Source organism: Parvimonas sp. M20 (assembly GCF_035282425.1).
Classification (GTDB): Bacteria; Bacillota; Clostridia; order Tissierellales; family Peptoniphilaceae; genus Parvimonas.
Genome location: NZ_JAYKBQ010000007.1, coordinates 18,054 through 35,418, shown reverse-complemented (window position 1 = coordinate 35,418; position 17,365 = coordinate 18,054). Strand labels below are relative to the sequence as shown.

Here is a 17,365-nt window from a genome sequence, read left to right as displayed (position 1 = left end):
TATGCATAATATTTACGACTTGGAAGCTGAAAAATGCGTCTTGTCGATAATGATTACAGAGCCAAATAAAAGGGAATATGTTTTTGAAAAATTAAAGAGAAAAGATTTTTATTTAGGTTGGCATAAAGATATATTTAGTGCAATCTTGGAATTATCAAGAGAAAATACAAATGTAGATCCTATTACAGTAATTAATAAAATGGAAGCAATGGGTTTTGATACGGAATCTAATAATGGAATTGTTGGAGTTGTTGAAATTGTAAATGCTGTCGCCTTTCCTTCAAATATAGAAAATTATTGTAAGATTGTAAAGGATAAAGCAGATACTAGAAATTTACTTTTTATTCTTGATAATATAAAGGATAGAGCATATAAAAACGAAGATTATGACAAAGTTTTAGAGTCTATCGAAGGACAAATTTTTGAATTGTCTCAAAATGAAAATAGAACAGGTCTTACACATATAAAAGATACTCTTACAGAGCTTATTGAGATACTTGATGATAGAAGTAAAAATAAGGGTTCAGTAACTGGAATTCCTACAGGTTTTGCAGATTTGGACAGAATTTTACTTGGAATGCAAAGAAAAGATTTGATTTTACTTGCTGCAAGACCATCTGTAGGGAAAACGGCATTGGCTGTTAATATCGCTTTAAATGCTGCACAAAAAGATTATAAGGTCGCGATATTTTCTTTGGAAATGAGTAAAACACAATTAGCACAAAGAATGTTAAGTTCGCTTTCTCTTGTTAATTTAAAACAATTAATCAGTGGAGATATAACAGAGTGGCAAGATATTTTTGAGGCCAGTTCGATAATAGCTGGAAATTCAATTTATATGGATGATACTGCAGGAATTTCCATTACTGAGCTTAGGAGTAAATGTAGAAGACTTAAAGCAGATAGTGGACTTGACTTTATAATGATAGACTATTTGCAACTTATGACTTCTGAGGGCAGAAATGAAAATAGACAACAAGAAATATCTACTATTTCAAGAAATTTAAAAGCGTTAGCCAAGGAATTAGATGTTCCTATTTTGGCGTTGAGTCAGCTATCTCGTGATAGTGAGAAAAGTGGAAGGAAACCAAAACTAAGCGATCTTAGGGAATCAGGAGCAATCGAACAAGATGCTGATGTTGTAATTTTACTTTATAGAGAAGATTATCAAAATGAAGAAGCAGAAGTTAAAAACCAAATAGAATTGATTATAGCAAAACATAGAAATGGGGAAACAGGAAGTGTTGAACTTAACTTTATTAAAGAGTGTACAAGATTTATAGATCTTCAAACTGATAGAGATAAGGAGCTTTTCAATGGATAATTTTTTAATTGAAGATGAAGATATTAAGATTAAAAAATTTGAAAAGAGTTATTTTAAAAATTTCAAAAAATTTTCTCCATATGATGATATTTTACTTACTGATTACAATCTTTGCTTTTTGACTGAATCAGAAATTAAAAATTGGGAAAAGAAAGTAAAATCGAAAAGGAATAATTATTTTGCCATTTTTTTAAAGGAGGTTTTGATAGGATATATTTCTATAAGCAGGATAAGTTTTCTAAATAGCAATTTTGAACTTTCTTTATGTTTAGATGAAAAGTTTTGTTCAAAAGGTTATGGTTTTAAATCGCTTAGACTGTTTTTAGAATACTATTTTGAAAATTTTGACAAATATTCTATTTGGCTAAATGTAAATGCTTTTAATCAAAGAGCAATACATTTATACGAAAAAATTGGATTTGAAAAAATAAGTGAATTTCTTGGAGATTTTGAAGTTCAAAAAATGCAAAAATTGAAGAGATATGAAGAAACTAAGGAATATTTTGAAGAAAAAAATGGTGTGATTTATTCCAAAATTTTCACGATGAAATTGGATAGATTAAAATTTTTAGAAAGGTGGGATAGGAGTGGAAATAAGTTTTAAAAAGTCAATAATTCAACCCGGAGTAACTCCTATTGAGAATATGTTTTTGGATAATTACTTGCCAATAGTTGATGAAATTTCATTAAAGGTATATTTATTTTTATATAAAAGACTTTTTGGGTCGTATAAAAGTGAATTGTCGATAAAATGTATAGCAGAAGAGCTAAGATTTTCTGAAGTTCAGATTATGAATGCTCTAAAATATTGGAAAAATAATCAACTTTTAGATTACACTTTGGATGAAAAAGGGAGTGTTGAAAAGATTGAATTCGTAAATAATTTTGCTCTCTATGCAGGTGGGGTCTATGACGGCAATGTAGAAGAAAAAGTTATAGAAAAACCGATGATTGATAATAAGGAATATTTCACTAAAATTGAAAAAATTACAGGCTTAAGCCTAAAACCTCATGAGATAACTAAAATTGTTGAGCATATTGAAGAAACCACACATTGTATGGACTTAGTTTATAGGGCTTATGAATATGCAAAGAGCGAAGGGAAAAGTATGTCAGTAGATTATGTTATTGGCATTTTAAGAGCTTGGAAAAGGGATAATAATATTTTAACAGTTGAAGATTTGAATTATTTCCTTGAAAATAAAGATAAAAATAAAATCAAAAGATATAGTAAAAATACTAAAAAATATATTGAAAAAGAACATATTTTAACAGAAGAAGAAAAAAGAGAAAAACTTAAGAATAATAAAAATTCGGCTACAACAGAATTGCTTGATAGGTATTAATTATGAATTTAGATGAATTAGTTTTAAAAAGTCTTAGCAAAAGACCAATAATAAGAGAAAAAATAAAAGAAGAAAGAAGAAAAAAAGTATATTCCTCTATTGAAAACATTGAAAATTTAATATCGAAGAAAAATAATTTAGCCACAAAAATTATGAAAATGACTCTTTTAAATCAAGATTTTACAGTTGAGAAAAGAGAATTTGAAAAACTAGAAAAAAGTATTGAGGAGATACTTACAATAAATGGCTTTTCAAAAGATTATCTAAACAAAATTTATGTCTGTGAAGAATGTAAAGATACAGGATATCTTAATGGTTCTGTTTGTAATTGTATAATGAATGATTTAGTTGAGGACAGGGTTTTGGAAAGTGGTTTTTCAAATAAAAAAAGGGAACAGAGCTTTTCCAATTTTGAATTTTCTCTTTTTGATGGAAATTTCGAACATGGTAATAGACTTGTAAACTCGAAGGAATATATTGAAAAACTTATATCTTTTTCAAAAGAATATTGTGATAATTTTAAAATTAAGGATTATGGAATATTCTTTTATGGTAAAAGCGGTGCTGGAAAGACTTATTTTGCATCAGCAATGGTAAATTATATGTTGGATAAGGGAAAGCGTGCTTGTTTTGTTACTTCGACGGAATTTTTTGAGCTTATGGCAAATTATAGTTACAGCTTTTACAGAGATAAAAAAGAATTACAAGATAGAATTGATTTTATAAGAAATGTTGATTTTCTAGTGATTGATGATCTTGGAAATGAAATTTCTAATAAAAATAATAATAGTTTTTTAAGTTCACTTTTGGATTATAGACTTGAGAAAGGTTTAAATACAGTAATAACTTCAAACCTTTCGGAATATGACCTAGCCGAATCCTATGATTCAAGAGTGGCGAGCAGAATTAGGGGGAATTTTAAATTTTTCATTTTTCCACCGTTTGATTTAAGAGAAAAAATTGGTAAAAATATAAAATTGTAGGGGGTAGTTATGAAATTTAACTGGGAACAAAAGAATACAGTAAATGTTATAACTGGAGTTTTAATATTTGCTATTTCAATACTTTGTTATTTTATATTTTCTAATATGAAATCCATAGTTTCATATACTTCAAATCTAAAATATGTATTGATGCCTTTTATATTGGGAGGAGCAATAGCTTATATTTTAAACTTTTTTGTAAAGTTTTTTGAAAATAGTTTTTTAAAATTTGAGTTTTTTAGAAAATTAAAAGTTAAACATGTTAGAATGTTTGCAATGATTATAACTTATTTCATATTTTTTGCATTTATAGTTTTACTTTTAAAATACATTATTCCACAATTTTATTCAAATATAAAACTATTTGTGGATAGAACTCCTGCATTTATTGATTTGGGAGTTGAAAAAGCAAAATATATGTTACAAAATGTTGAGATAAGCTCTGAAATTAGAACTTTTATCAATGGTAAATTAACGGAATTTGCGACTTTTTCAACAACATTCTTAACAGATATGATTCCTTTGGTTGCAACATTTGCAACTAGAGTTATATCCTTGTTTTTAAATATAATTTTAGCTATAATAATATCAGTATATTTATTATATGACAAAGAAAATTTTTCAAGAATTTTGAAAAAATTTATGATAGCAGTTTTTCCTGATAATGCAAATAGGGTTACTTTTAAAATAGTAAAGAGATTTGACTATACTCTAAGGTCCTATCTTTTAGCTAAGGGAATCGGAGCAATAATAGTTGGAATTACTTTTTATATAATTTTATTATTTATGAAGATTGATTACGCATTGTTATTTGCTTTTATTCTTGGTTTTACAAACTTAATTCCATGGTTTGGCTGTTATCTTGGAGCTGTCCCAATAGTAATAGTATTGCTGTTTACTTCGACATTAAATACAGTTTTATGGTTTATGGTAATTGTAGTAATTGTTTCGATGATAGATGCAAATGTAATATCACCTAGAGTTTCAGGAAAGAGTTTAGGAATAAGCTCGTTTTGGGTTATATTTGCGTTGGTTCTTGGTGGAAGTTTATTTGGAGTTATAGGATTTTTACTATCAGTTCCAATCTTTGTTGTAATCTATACTACATTAAAGGAATATATAGAAGCTAGATTGGCAAAAAAGGGCTATTCGTTAAAAAATCCTGCTGAAGAGTTTGAAAAGAAAGAGGTTTAATTATGCTAGATATAAAGAGAATTAGAATGAATAAAGAAGAAGTAATTGAAAGCTTGAATTCTCGTTTTGGAAATTACAATATTGATAAAGTTCTGGAACTTGATGAAAAGAGAAGAGAAATAATTTTTGAAGTTGAAAATAAAAAAGCAAGACAAAATGAAGTTTCAAAACAAGTTCCAAAATTAAAGAAAGATGGAGTAGATGTTTCAGATCTTTTTAAGGAAATGAAAGCACTTTCAGATGAAATAAAAGAACTTGATACTAAAGTTAAAGACTTGGATGAGGAAATTAGAAAAGAACTTTTGAGTATTCCTAATACACCAAATAAAGATATTCCAATTGGAAAAAGTGATGAAGATAATGTTGAAATCAGAAAATTTTTAGAACCTAAAAAATTTGATTTTGAAGTTAAAGCTCATTGGGATTTAGGTGTAGATTTAGATATTTTAGATTTTGAAAGAGCAGTTAAAATATCTGGGTCAAGATTTTCAGTATTTAAAGGTTTGGGTGCAAAACTTGAAAGAGCATTAATAAACTTTATGCTTGATTTACATAGTAATCAAGGCTATGAAGAAGTGGGAGTTCCTGTTTTGATTAATAGAAATTCAATGTATGGAACAGGACAAATACCTAAATTTGAAGATGATATGTTCCATGTTCCTTCAAAAGATATGTTTTTAGCACCAACTGCTGAAGTTCCTGTTACTAATCTTTTAGCAAATGAAATTTTAGAATTTGAAAAACTTCCAACTTACTATACAGCTTTTACTTATTGTTTTAGACAAGAAGCGGGCTCAGCAGGTAGAGATACAAGAGGTTTAATCAGAAACCATCAATTTGATAAAGTTGAAATGGTTAAATTTGTAAATCCTGAAAATAGTTATGATGAATTGGAAAAACTTACAAATGATGCTGAGGAAATTTTAAAACTCTTAGAAATTCCATACAGAGTAGTTTGTTTATGTACTGGAGATATTGGTTTTACAAGTGCAAAGACTTATGATATAGAAGTTTGGATGCCAAGTTATGGAAGATATGTAGAAATTTCTTCTTGCTCAAACTTTGAAGATTTCCAAGCTAGACGTGCAAATATTAGGTATAGAGATACAGACGGTAAAGTTAAATTTGTTCATACACTAAACGGTTCAGGTTTAGCTGTTGGTAGAACTTTTGCTGCTGTATTGGAAAACTATCAAAGAGAAGATGGAAGTATAGAAATTCCATATGTTTTAAGAAAATATATGGGTTTGGATGAAATAAGAAAATAGGGGAGTGTTATGAAATTTAAAAAATCATTACTTAGTTTAATACTTATTTTTTCAATTTGTTTTGTAGGAGCTGGAAAGACTTTTGCAATCTTTGGAATAGAAAAGAAAACTACAGCTTCTTTAATCGGAGATGCAAAGTCAGGAGGTTTATTTGTTGCAGAAAATGTTGATGAATCCTTACCGGTAGCAAGCATTTCAAAACTTATGACTTATTATTTAGTCAAAGAAAAAATAGCAGAGAGAAAACTTAAATTAGAAGATAAAGTTAAAGTGTCTAGGAACGCAAGTAGAGAAGAGGGCTCAAGCTTGAATTTGAAAGCGGGAGAGCAAATTAGCATTAAAGATTTACTTGACGGATTGATGATTGTTTCGGGAAACGACTCAGCTGTTGCACTTGCAGAGGCAGTAGCTGAAAGTGAAAGTAACTTTGTAACAATGATGAATGAAAAAGCAAAGGAACTCGGACTTGAAAATTCAACTTTTACAAATGCATCTGGTCTTACAAAAAATGGTCAAGATAATAAAATGTCAACAAGAGATATCTTTACTCTTTCAAAGGCAATAATTGAAAAATATCCTGAAGTTTTAGAATATGCTAAGACTACAGTTTTAGAACAACCTGCAAGAAATTTCAAAAAAGAGAGTACAATTCCTCTAGTTGGACAAGTTGAAGGAGTTGACGGTTTAAAGACAGGACATACTGATGAAGCCGGTTATTGTTTAGTTTCTACTATGAAAATCAAAAAAGGAGATTCTGAATTTAGAGTAATTTCTGTATTAATGGGAGCAAAAACAAAAGCTGATAGAGCTCAATATATGAAAGATATGCTAAATTATGTAAAACAAAATATAGAAACTAGAAAACTTGTGGATGCAGAAAAATTTACTAAAAGAGTTGAAGTAAAATCAGCAAATCAAGGTTATATTGAATTAGTTGCTAAAGAAGATCTTGAAAGAGTTTCAATGAAAGGTATTAATTATGATACAGAAGTAACTGTTGATGACGTAAAATTGCCTTTAAAAAAAGGTGATAAAGTTGGCGAAATTAAAGTTAAAAATTCAAAAGAAGTTATTGCAACTGTTGATTTAGTTGCTAAAGAAGACTATTCAAAAGCAGGAATTGTTAAAAGAATTGGAAGATTTTTCAAAACAGTTTTTGAAGTAGTTGAAACAATTTTACCATAAAAATTTTAAGACAAATCCGACTTTTGAGTCGGATTTTTTTGTGAAAAATCTTGCAATAATATCTAAATTAAGTTTTAGTTATTATTCCCAGTTATTTATTAATTTTCCACTTTTTATTATCTCGATAAAGTTGTGTATTGTATGTTTACAGTATTAAATGATATAATAGTATAGTAACGATTTTATACCATATTATTGGAGGATTTATGGAAACAGTTTTAGTAAATATGTGTATGATTTATGATAGAGATAATGATAAAATTTTAATTCTAGATAAAGTAAAAAAACATGGTTGGGAAGGACTTACTTTTGTTGGGGGACATGTTGAAAAGGACGAAGTTATATATGATTCATGTGTAAGAGAAGTTTTTGAAGAGACGGGATTAAATGTAAAAAATTTAAAATTAAAAGGAACTGTCAGTTGGATTGATGAAATTAACGATATAAGAGAATTGGGATTTTTATATTATACAGAAGATTTTTCAGGAGAATTAATAGAAAATAATATTGAAGGAAAACTATTTTGGATGGGAATGGAAGAATTTAAAAATGCTGATGGAAAGAGCTATAGCATAGATAAGATTTTTGCTTTGTATTTAAGTGATAATTATACTGAATTGATGATAAAATGGGGTCAGAATGACGAAATTGTATCTGAAATATTTTTTTAAGAAAATATAAATATTATGAAGTTAGGAGGTAGTTATGAATTTTATTAAAGGTATTATTTTTACAATTATTTCTGCATTTGTTTTCGGCTTTACACCAATTCTTGCAAAACTTACCTATGATGGTGGGAACAATGCTATCACTCTTACATTTTTAAGGGCATTGTTGGGACTACCGTTTTTATATGTAGGAATGAGAAAAAACCATACTCCTATGAAGATTACAAAAAAAGAGTTTCTTCATTTTATTGTGCTTTCTTTTTTAGGTATAGGAATAACTACAACAGCACTCTATGCTTCATATAATTATATTTCTGTTGGAATGGCAACTACTATACATTTTATCTATCCTTGTGTTGTTTATTTTATTTGTATTTTATTTTTTAAAGAAAAAGTTACTTTAAAAAAATTATCTGCACTTATTTTTTCAATGATAGGAATTGTAATGTTGGTTGATGAGATTACAGGAGGAAGTGCACTAGGGATATTTCTAGCTGCACTATCAGGTGTAACATATAGTTTGTTCTTAGTATATCTGGATAAAAGTGGTTTTAAACATATGGATCCTTTCAAATGTACTTTATACATCAGTTTATTCAATATTGTAGGACTTTTTGCACTTGGTAAAGTTAGTGGACAGCTTACTTTTGTCCTTACACCAATGGCTTGGGGACTTACAATCTTAATTTCATTTTTAACTTCAATTTTTGGTAATGCATTTTTGCAACTTGGGGTTAAATATTGTGGAGCCACAACAGCATCAATTTTATGTACATTTGAACCAATAACAAGTGTAATTTTGGGTATATTCTTCCTTAACGAATCTATGACTATTTTTAAAGTTATAGGTTGTGGATTGATTGTTTTAGCAGTATTGCTACTATCTTTAAATAATGATTTGAGAAGGAGAAAAAAATAATGAGCGCATTTTTAGCACCAATACATTTTTGGATGTATGATAAGATTTTAATAGCACAAAAATTAACTTTTTCAGTAGAAGAAAAATTTTTAAATAAAGAAGAAAGAGATGAAGTAGAAAGTCTATTTCCTGCTTTGATTTCTGAAGATTTAGGAGAAGTAATAGATCAAAGTAACATTCATGGCTGGTTACATATGGCAGTTTCAAATGTTGAGATAAGATTTGCCTATGTTGTAAAAAAACTACTTGATAAGAAAATTTCACTTGAAGAAATTAAAAAAGTTGCTTTTGAGTATGGAACAACTTTTCCAGAATATGAAATTTCATCCTTACAAGATGCTTATGAATTACTAATGGACACTTTACTTGACGGACTACCTTGTGATGTTTCAATTTCTGTAATTAGGGAAGAAGAAAATGAGTTGGAATTTGTACTTTATAATGACATTCATAAACAATATTTTAATGAATTTGATATGGAAGTTTCTGTATATCACGAACTTAGAGAGGCTTTTGTAAATGGACTTTTCGAAAAATATTCATTAAAATATAAAAATATTACTAATAGCAATAAGTTAATTACAAGATAAAATGAAGATTAGAATTGATAGATTTCTTTGCCATATGGGAATTGGCTCAAGAAGTGAAGTTAAAAAGTTTTTAAAAACTTGTAGAGTTAAGCTGAATGAAAAATTTGAAAAAAATCCAAATACACAGGTTGACATTGAAAAAGATGAGATTTCTTTTGAAGATGAAATTGTAATTTATAAAGAATTTACTTATTTGATGTTGAATAAGCCAAAGGACTATATCAGTGCAACCTTTGATACAAAACTTCCTACAGTTTTAGAGTTGCTTGAATTTCCATACTCCAATATGGAATTATTTCCAGTTGGGCGACTTGATATAGATACAACAGGATTTTTGATTTTAACAAATGACGGAAAATTTTCCTATAATGTAACAAATCCAAAGAAAAAAGTAAATAAAAAATATTTTGTTACTTTAAGAAATGAGATTACAGAGAAACAAATTGAAAGTCTTGAAAGTGGAATTTACTTTGAAAAAGAAGATTTTACAACTGAAAATGCAAAGGTTGAAGAAATTTCAAAAAAGGAAATTTACCTTACAATTTCAGAAGGAAAATTTCATCAAGTAAAAAGAATGTTGGAATATGTGGGAAACGAAGTTGTAGAACTAAAAAGAGTATGCATCGGAAATTTGAATTTAGACGATAGTCTTAAACTTGGAGAGTATCGAGAAATTACAAGTAATGAATTAAAAGAAATATTTAAATAAAGTTTTGATTATTGTCAAAACTTTTTTTATTGCTCTTTTTATGATAAAATAATTGTAAGATATTTATTTTTAGGAGTTTTTATGAAAAATTTAGAAAATGTTAGTAATAATCAGAGAGAGGAAGATTTAAAATTACTTTTTTATGGAATCTTGATTGGGATAGTTGCAGGGGGATTTTCAAGTTTCTATCGTTATATTATTCATGGAATAGAAGGTATTTTAGGAGCAATCATAAATTTCAGTAAAGGTCATTTTTATATTTATCCAATTATTTTTTTTGCACTTGTTTTTATTTCTTTTTTAGTTACAAAAATTAAGAGAATGTCAAGATTTTGTGGAGGATCAGGAATACCACAAGTTGAAGCAGAAATAAAGGGATATATCAATCCAAATCCTGCAAAAGTTTTATTTGCAAAAATTTTTGGTGGAGCTTTAACTGCTTTGGCAGGTTTTTCAGTTGGTCGAGAAGGTCCATCAATTCAAATAGGGGCAATGAGTGGAAAATTAGTTTCAAGAAAATTAAAGAAAAACAAAACAGTTGAAAAGTTTTTAATAACTTGCGGTGCAAGTGCAGGACTTGCAGCTGCATTTAATGCACCTGTTGCAGGGATTTTATTTGCGGTTGAAGAAGTACATCGCCATATTAGTAAAAAACTTTTGGTAGTTTGTATGGCAGCTACAATAACTGCAGATTTAGTTTCAAAAATACTATATGGAACAGAAACAGTATTTAATTTTAGTCTAGCTGAAAAATTACCATTGATAAATTATTGGACTTTAATTTTATTTGCAGTTGTGTTATCTGTTTTGGGAGTTCTTTATATATTTTTAATGGAATTTTTTATGAAAATTCAAGATGGATTAAAATTAAAAAAAGAATTTAAACTGATTCCGTATTTTCTACTACCTATAGTAATTTTAATATTTACACCTAATTTGTTAGGTGGTGGCGGTTTCTTGATGAAAGAGTTACAAACTGTTGATTTTCCAATTTATATGTTGATTTTACTTTTTGTAGTAAAATTACTATTCTCAATAATTTGTTTTAGTTCAGGAGTTCCTGGTGGAATTTTCTTCCCTATATTAGTTTTGGGAGCAACTATCGGAACAATTTTTGGAAAAATCATAGATCCTATTTATATAAATAGTTTTATAATTCTTGGAATGGCAGGATATTTGACTGCAATAGTTAGAGCACCACTTACTTCAATAATTTTAATTTTTGAAATGACTGGTAATCTTTCCTATTTATTACCACTTTCAATAATTTGCCTTATAACTTATTCCATACCAAATTATTTAAAATCACTACCTATTTACGAATATCTTTTAGAGAGATTAATGGAAAAAGAACATATTGCAAGCTCAAAAGATGGAGAAAAAATGACTATGAGTATAGTTGTTGAAATCGGAAGTGAGATAGAAAACAAGAAGATAAAAGAAGTAGAATTTCCAAAGGGTATGTTAATTATAAATATTGACAGAGGAGTCGAAGAAATAATACCAAATGGCGAAACTACAATAATAAACGGAGATGTTATAAATATACTTGTAAGTGAAAACAAATTATTTGATACATTTAATGAATTACAAAAGATTTGCCAAAATAATTAAAAAATGAGGAATGATTTAGAATTATTGATTAAAAAATTGGGGGTAATTTTATGATTAAAATATTAACTTTAGAGGAAATTGAAAAGTATAAAGTCGAAATGGCAAAGATATACAAAGAGGTTTTTAAGGCTGATGATTTTTCTGCTAATTTTTTAATTACTAGAATTGATGACAGTTTGAAAAATAATATAAAAATTGTTGGAGCTTTTGAAAATGAAAAGTTAATTGGATTTGTATATGGCTTTGACTTTTTAAAAGAAAATTGGTGGGCAATGCAAGTAGATTCACAGTTGCCAAGTGGAATTGATTGGTATAAAGGCACTTTTGAGCTTAATGAATTGGCAGTTATTGAAAAATATCAAGGTAGGGGATATGGAAAAAAATTGATGAAATGTTTAATTGAAAATTTTGAAGGGGATAAAATTTTATTATCCACTAAGAAATTTAATAATGATAAAATAATCAATTTTTATCATAAACTAGGATTTAAAGATTTGGTAAATCCATTTGAATATCCTAATGGAGATTATGAAACGTCAATTATATTATGTTTAAATAAATAGTTTTTTAAAATGGTTAGATTAAAGTCTAATCATTTTTTGTGTAATAAAGCAATGCAAATATAGATATTTATTATCAAATATTTGACAACGATTGCCTATAGTGGTAAAATGAAGTGGATAAGAAAAATTTATCAATACATTTTTTTGATTTTTTTCTTGTCGAAAATTTATTTTAGGAGGTTTTTTTATGATTACAGATGGATTTCAATTTGTTGCTCTGTTATTTTTTGTTTCAGGTATAGTAATTTACTTGGAAAAGAAGTTTAAAAATGGAATATTTTTTAAATATGTTCCAGCATTGGTTATAATCTATTTTGGTGCTATGATTTTATCAACACTAGGTGTTTGGGATATGAGTGTTGAAGGTGTATCAAAAGCTAGAAGCGTTTTAAAAGATGCGATATTACCATCAATGATATTTTTAATGTTGTTAAGAGCGGACCTTAGAGATATAGCAAAATTAGGTCCTAGAATGATAATTTCATTCTTTACTGCAACATTTACTATAATGATTGGTTTTGTTGTGGCATTTCTTATCTTCAAAGGAAATCTTGCATCTAATGCACCTTTAACTTTTGGAGCTTTAGCTGGAAGTTGGGTTGGCGGAACACAAAATATGGTTGCGGTACAACAAGCAGTAGGACTTGAAGGTTCAGGAATGGGTTATACATTATTGATTGACTCAATAGATTATTCAATATGGATAATGTTCTTATTATTCTTAGTTCCATTTGCAAATAAATTTAATAAGTGGACAAAGGCTGATACTTCAAAAATTGATAATATAAACGAACATCTAACTGCAAAATTTTCAACAATAAGTAAAGAGATAACTTTCCAAGATATATTTTTCTTATTGAGTGTTGCACTTGGAGTTACAGCAGTTACAACAATAATAGGAAATGAAATGGTAAAAGTTCCTGCACTTGCATTTATGGGAGCAACAGGTTGGACTATAATCATAACAACAATCCTAGGAGTTATTTTTGCAATGACACCACTTGCAAGAATTCCAGGATCTCCTGAAGTTTCAAATGTACTATTATATATGCTAATAGGATTAATTGCATCAAATGCAAATTTCTTGGAACTTACTCAAGCTCCGGCATATATTTTAGCAGGTTTTGTAATTCTTGCAATTCATGGAATTTTAATGGCTATAATTGGAAAAGTATTCAAACTTGATTTATTCACTTGTGGTATAGCTTCTCTTTCAAACATAGGCGGAGTAGCTTCTTCACCCGTACTTGCAGCTGCATATTCACAATCATTGGTACCTATAGCTGTATTAATGGCATTAATCGGAGTTATCACCGGAACCTTTTTCGGAATTGGAGTTGCAAAATTCTTGACGATGTTAGCATAACAATTTTTTAGTGGAATGGTCTATTTTGTAGACCATTCTTTTTTATGAAAATATACAAATATAAAACTTGTAAAAAAAGTTCTTTTGGTATATACTATTTTGGGAATGTTTTAAAAGGAGTTTTATATATGAAAAAAGCAATACAAATGTCCGAATCCATTGAAGTTGCATTATTTTTAGCGTTAAGTGGTGGACTTATGGATGCATATTCGTACCTTTTAAGAGGACAAGTTTTTGCAAATGCACAAACTGGAAATATGTTGTTATTGGGTGTTCATGCATCTCAAGGAAATTGGGCAATGTGCTTAAAATATGCTTTTCCAATATCGTTTTTTACTCTTGGAATTTTTTTAGCTGATTTATTTAGAAAAAAAGGGGATTATAAATTACATTGGCGACAAAATGCCGTTATTTTTGAGATATTTTTACTTATTTGTGTGGCTTTTATTCCGGAAAATATGAACGAAACAGCAAATGCAATGACATCTTTTGCCTGTGGGATACAAGTTCAAAGTTTTAAAAAAGTATGTGGAATAGATTTTTCTACAACAATGTGTATTGGAAATTTAAGAGGTGGAACTCACAATCTAGCTGAGTATTTTTATACTAAAAATAAAAAGTTTTTAGAATATAGTTTAATGTATTTTGGAGTTATACTATGTTTTATTATTGGAGCGATTATAGGTAGTAAATTTAGTAATTTTTTAGGAATAAAGACAATTTTAATAAGTGCTATTTCACTTGTTATTTGTGTTTTTATTATGTTTATAGATAGAGAAAAATAAAGGAGGAGATTTTGTTTAATATAGTTTTATTAGAACCCGAGATTCCTTTTAATACGGGAGCTATTGGTAGAACATGTGTCGCAACCGACACTAGATTACATTTGATAAAACCTTTAGGTTTTTCACTTGATGATAAAATGGTAAAGAGATCAGGTCTTGACTATTGGGATAAGTTAAAACTTTTTGTCTATGAAAATATTGAAGATTTTTACGAAAAAAATCCGAATGCGAATATCTATTTTGCAACTACAAAGGCAAAAAGAACCTATGATAAGGTAGAATATTCTCCAAATGATTATATAATGTTTGGAAAAGAGAGTAAAGGAATACCAGAAGAAATTTTAGTTAAAAATGAAGAACATTGTGTAAGAATACCGATGTGGGGAGAAATTCGTTCCTTAAATTTATCAAATTCGGTATCAATAGTTTTATATGAAGCACTAAGACAACAAGATTTTTCAGAACTTGAAAAATTTGGGAATTTACATAGATTACATTGGAGTGAATAATGGATAAAGAATTATATGATTTATTAAAACAAAAAAGAAAAGTAGAAGCTGTAAAGTACATTAGAAATAAATACGATATGGATTTTAAAACAGCAAAAGAAACTGTTGATAAGTTGATAGAAAAGGTAGAATATTTTAATGGAAAAAATCTTGACTTATCAGAAGAAGATTTGTTGTATAAAGATAGAAATTTAGAGGAATCTGAAATATCTGATGATGACTTATATGCTTTGGTAAAGGAAAATAGAAAAGTAGATGCTATAAAATATGTAAGAGAAAAATATAATTTTGATTTAAAAATATCAAAAAATATAGTTGATAGTTTAGATATAAATGATCCAAAGACATTTACAGAAAAAAATATTATTTCTGCATCAAAGTCAATAAATTCTAATTATGGAAATGATTATACTAGTGAAGGCTATTCTTATGAAATGAGGAATGGAGAACAACATTACTATGTATATAAAGATGGAGAAAAAAGAGAAGTCAATAGGACTGCAATTCCTAGAGATATACTAAAAGGCTTTGAACAAAACTTTGAAAAATATGCAGAGGACTATGAAGATAGAAAAGCAAAAAGAAAAAATATTATTTTGGGGATTCTATTAATTATAGTAATAGCAGGAATACTTATTTACTTTAATTAAAATTTGACATTCTAAAAAGAATAAGCTTTGATTATTAAGATAAGTTAAAACTTTTTGTCTAAGAAAAAATCAAAGTTTTTCGCAAAAAATCCAAATTCAAATATTTATTTTGCAAATACAAAAGGTAAAAATAACCTACGATAATGTAGAATATTTTTCGAAATTTAAAAAGTTTGAAAATTTACTTAGATTATATCGGAGTGAGTAATGGACAAAGTATTATATGATTTATTAAAACAAAAAAGAAAAGAAGAAGCTGTAAAATATATAAAAAATAAATATGATATGGATTTTAAAGATGCAAAAGAAACAGTTGATAAGATGACAAAAACCTTGGAATATTTTGAAGGAAAAAATCATGGATTATCAAAAGAAGACTTTCACGATATGTTTAAAAATTCAATTATTTCTAGGATATATGATAATGATTTATATATTTTGATAAGAGAAAATAGAAAAATAGAAGCTGTAAAATATGTAAAAGACAAGTATAATTTTGATTTAGAAATGGCAAAAACTATGGTTGATAATTTGGAACCAGAGATGTTTACAGAAAAAAGTATTATTTCTGCATCAAATTCTAATTTTTCTAATTATGCAAGTGGTTATAGTATCGGAAACTATTCCTATGAAATAATTGATGGAGAACAGCTTTACTATACTTATAAAGACGGAGCAAAAAAAGAGGTAAATAGGATTTCAATTCCTAGAGATATACTTAATGATTTTGAAAAATCTGCAGATGAATATGAAGATAAAAGAATAAAAAGAAAAAATATTCTTTTGGGAATACTTTTGGTGCTTGTAATAGCAGGAATACTTATTTACTTTAATTAATTTTGATATTTGTATATGTAGATTTTACAATATATATATATATATAGTAAATTTTAATCAAAAATTATTGACAATTAAAAATAATTATGGTAAACTTATGTTAACCATAGGAGGAAGGTAAAAATTTGAAGAATAGAATTGAAGAATACAGAAAGCCATTAGGGTTATCTCAACACAAATTGGGTAAAAAGGTTGGAATATCAAGAATAAGCATGAATAAGATTGAAACAGGGAAAACGATGCCTACGTTAAAGGTTGCAGATAATATTGCAAGGGCATTAGGAGTTTGTGTATATCAGCTGTTTGACATAGATGGAACAGAAAGTTATAAATGTTCGTGTCATGACTGCTGTAGATAATAACTAGATTTAATCAGTTGTATAAGGGTGAAAAGGAAAGGAAAACTTTATGAATAATTATAATCCTCAAAGGTATAAGAATGGAGACCGGTTTGATGTATGAATTATAGTCTTAGGATGAAATTGTTGTAAATTTATATCTGGTTAAGGAGGGTTTTAAATGTTAAATTTAAGAAGAAGTTTAAAGAAAAAAATATTTGCGATATTGGCAACAGGAGTTATATTAGGTGCGATGCCTATTACAGCATATGCAGCAACTAAAACTGTATATTATAAAGGTTCAGCTGTTTATTGGCAATATGGACGAAAATGGGCAGTATATAGCTATTCTAAAGTTCAGTCTTCTGAATATGAACATTCAGCAACAGCCAATAGCACATCTTCTGGATGGCAAGATCCAGGTATTTTGGCGGAGGCTTCAGAATTTGTTGGGGCTGGAACTGCAAGAGCATATTGGAATTGTAGATAATATGTATTGTGAAGTTGAGAACTCAGA

20 protein-coding genes are annotated in these 17,365 nt (G+C 28.0%); all 20 read left to right on the top strand.

Going from position 1 to position 17,365, the window contains the following annotated elements:
* The first annotated feature begins 1 nt into the window (after position 1).
* Positions 2–1,324 carry a replicative DNA helicase gene (dnaB, locus tag VJI93_RS04500; protein WP_323999573.1) on the top strand — a complete coding sequence of 441 codons (1,323 nt, stop codon included), beginning with the start codon at positions 2–4 and terminating at the stop codon, positions 1,322–1,324.
* Positions 1,317–1,928, top strand: a complete 612-nt coding sequence (locus VJI93_RS04495; RefSeq protein WP_323999575.1) for a GNAT family N-acetyltransferase — start codon at positions 1,317–1,319, stop codon at positions 1,926–1,928. The genes dnaB and VJI93_RS04495 overlap by 8 nt, the downstream gene beginning before the upstream one ends.
* Positions 1,912–2,670: a DnaD domain-containing protein gene (locus tag VJI93_RS04490; RefSeq protein WP_323999578.1), complete on the top strand. Its 759-nt coding sequence runs from the start codon at positions 1,912–1,914 to the stop codon at positions 2,668–2,670. Before VJI93_RS04495 ends, VJI93_RS04490 begins: the two co-directional genes overlap by 17 nt.
* A gap of 2 nt (positions 2,671–2,672) precedes the next feature.
* The gene (locus VJI93_RS04485) at positions 2,673–3,653 is read left to right on the top strand and encodes an ATP-binding protein (RefSeq protein ID WP_323999580.1); all 981 of its coding nucleotides are present in this window, start codon (positions 2,673–2,675) and stop codon (positions 3,651–3,653) included.
* A gap of 9 nt (positions 3,654–3,662) precedes the next feature.
* Positions 3,663–4,847 carry an AI-2E family transporter gene (locus VJI93_RS04480; RefSeq protein ID WP_323999585.1) on the top strand — a complete coding sequence of 395 codons (1,185 nt, stop codon included), beginning with the start codon at positions 3,663–3,665 and terminating at the stop codon, positions 4,845–4,847.
* Positions 4,848–4,849: 2 nt separating this feature from the next.
* Entirely contained in the window at positions 4,850–6,115 is a 1,266-nt protein-coding gene (serS, locus tag VJI93_RS04475) for a serine--tRNA ligase (RefSeq protein ID WP_323999588.1), read from the top strand.
* A 9-nt stretch (positions 6,116–6,124) separates the two neighbouring features.
* On the top strand, positions 6,125–7,300 hold the full coding sequence (locus VJI93_RS04470) for a D-alanyl-D-alanine carboxypeptidase family protein (protein ID WP_323999592.1): 1,176 nt from the start codon (positions 6,125–6,127) through the stop codon (positions 7,298–7,300).
* A 206-nt stretch (positions 7,301–7,506) separates the two neighbouring features.
* On the top strand, positions 7,507–7,971 hold the full coding sequence (locus tag VJI93_RS04465) for an 8-oxo-dGTP diphosphatase (protein ID WP_323999595.1): 465 nt from the start codon (positions 7,507–7,509) through the stop codon (positions 7,969–7,971).
* Between the two features lie 34 nt (positions 7,972–8,005).
* Entirely contained in the window at positions 8,006–8,887 is an 882-nt protein-coding gene (locus VJI93_RS04460) for a DMT family transporter (protein WP_323999597.1), read from the top strand.
* Entirely contained in the window at positions 8,887–9,477 is a 591-nt protein-coding gene (locus VJI93_RS04455) for a hypothetical protein (RefSeq protein WP_323999599.1), read from the top strand. Before VJI93_RS04460 ends, VJI93_RS04455 begins: the two co-directional genes overlap by 1 nt.
* A 1-nt stretch (position 9,478) precedes the next feature.
* On the top strand, positions 9,479–10,186 hold the full coding sequence (locus VJI93_RS04450; RefSeq protein WP_323999601.1) for a pseudouridine synthase: 708 nt from the start codon (positions 9,479–9,481) through the stop codon (positions 10,184–10,186).
* Positions 10,187–10,267: 81 nt separating this feature from the next.
* On the top strand, positions 10,268–11,800 hold the full coding sequence (locus tag VJI93_RS04445; protein WP_323999602.1) for a ClC family H(+)/Cl(-) exchange transporter: 1,533 nt from the start codon (positions 10,268–10,270) through the stop codon (positions 11,798–11,800).
* Between the two features lie 50 nt (positions 11,801–11,850).
* Positions 11,851–12,363, top strand: coding sequence for a GNAT family N-acetyltransferase (locus tag VJI93_RS04440; RefSeq protein ID WP_323999604.1), 513 nt, complete (start codon positions 11,851–11,853; stop codon positions 12,361–12,363).
* A gap of 187 nt (positions 12,364–12,550) precedes the next feature.
* Positions 12,551–13,729: a DUF819 family protein gene (locus tag VJI93_RS04435; RefSeq protein WP_323999605.1), complete on the top strand. Its 1,179-nt coding sequence runs from the start codon at positions 12,551–12,553 to the stop codon at positions 13,727–13,729.
* 128 nt (positions 13,730–13,857) lie between these two features.
* On the top strand, positions 13,858–14,514 hold the full coding sequence (locus VJI93_RS04430) for a YoaK family protein (RefSeq protein ID WP_323999606.1): 657 nt from the start codon (positions 13,858–13,860) through the stop codon (positions 14,512–14,514).
* An 11-nt stretch (positions 14,515–14,525) separates the two neighbouring features.
* On the top strand, positions 14,526–15,023 hold the full coding sequence (gene trmL / locus VJI93_RS04425; protein WP_323999607.1) for a tRNA (uridine(34)/cytosine(34)/5-carboxymethylaminomethyluridine(34)-2'-O)-methyltransferase TrmL: 498 nt from the start codon (positions 14,526–14,528) through the stop codon (positions 15,021–15,023).
* Entirely contained in the window at positions 15,023–15,673 is a 651-nt protein-coding gene (locus VJI93_RS04420) for a hypothetical protein (RefSeq protein ID WP_323999608.1), read from the top strand. The genes trmL and VJI93_RS04420 overlap by 1 nt, the downstream gene beginning before the upstream one ends.
* Positions 15,674–15,880: 207 nt before the next feature.
* Positions 15,881–16,510 (top strand): hypothetical protein, encoded by a 630-nt coding sequence (locus VJI93_RS04415; RefSeq protein ID WP_323999609.1) that lies wholly within the window; start codon positions 15,881–15,883, stop codon positions 16,508–16,510.
* 125 nt (positions 16,511–16,635) lie between these two features.
* Positions 16,636–16,869 (top strand): helix-turn-helix transcriptional regulator, encoded by a 234-nt coding sequence (locus VJI93_RS04410; protein WP_323999610.1) that lies wholly within the window; start codon positions 16,636–16,638, stop codon positions 16,867–16,869.
* 160 nt (positions 16,870–17,029) lie between these two features.
* Complete coding sequence (locus VJI93_RS04405) at positions 17,030–17,338, top strand: hypothetical protein (protein WP_323999611.1); 309 nt, start codon at positions 17,030–17,032, stop codon at positions 17,336–17,338.
* The last annotated feature ends 27 nt before the right edge of the window (positions 17,339–17,365 follow it).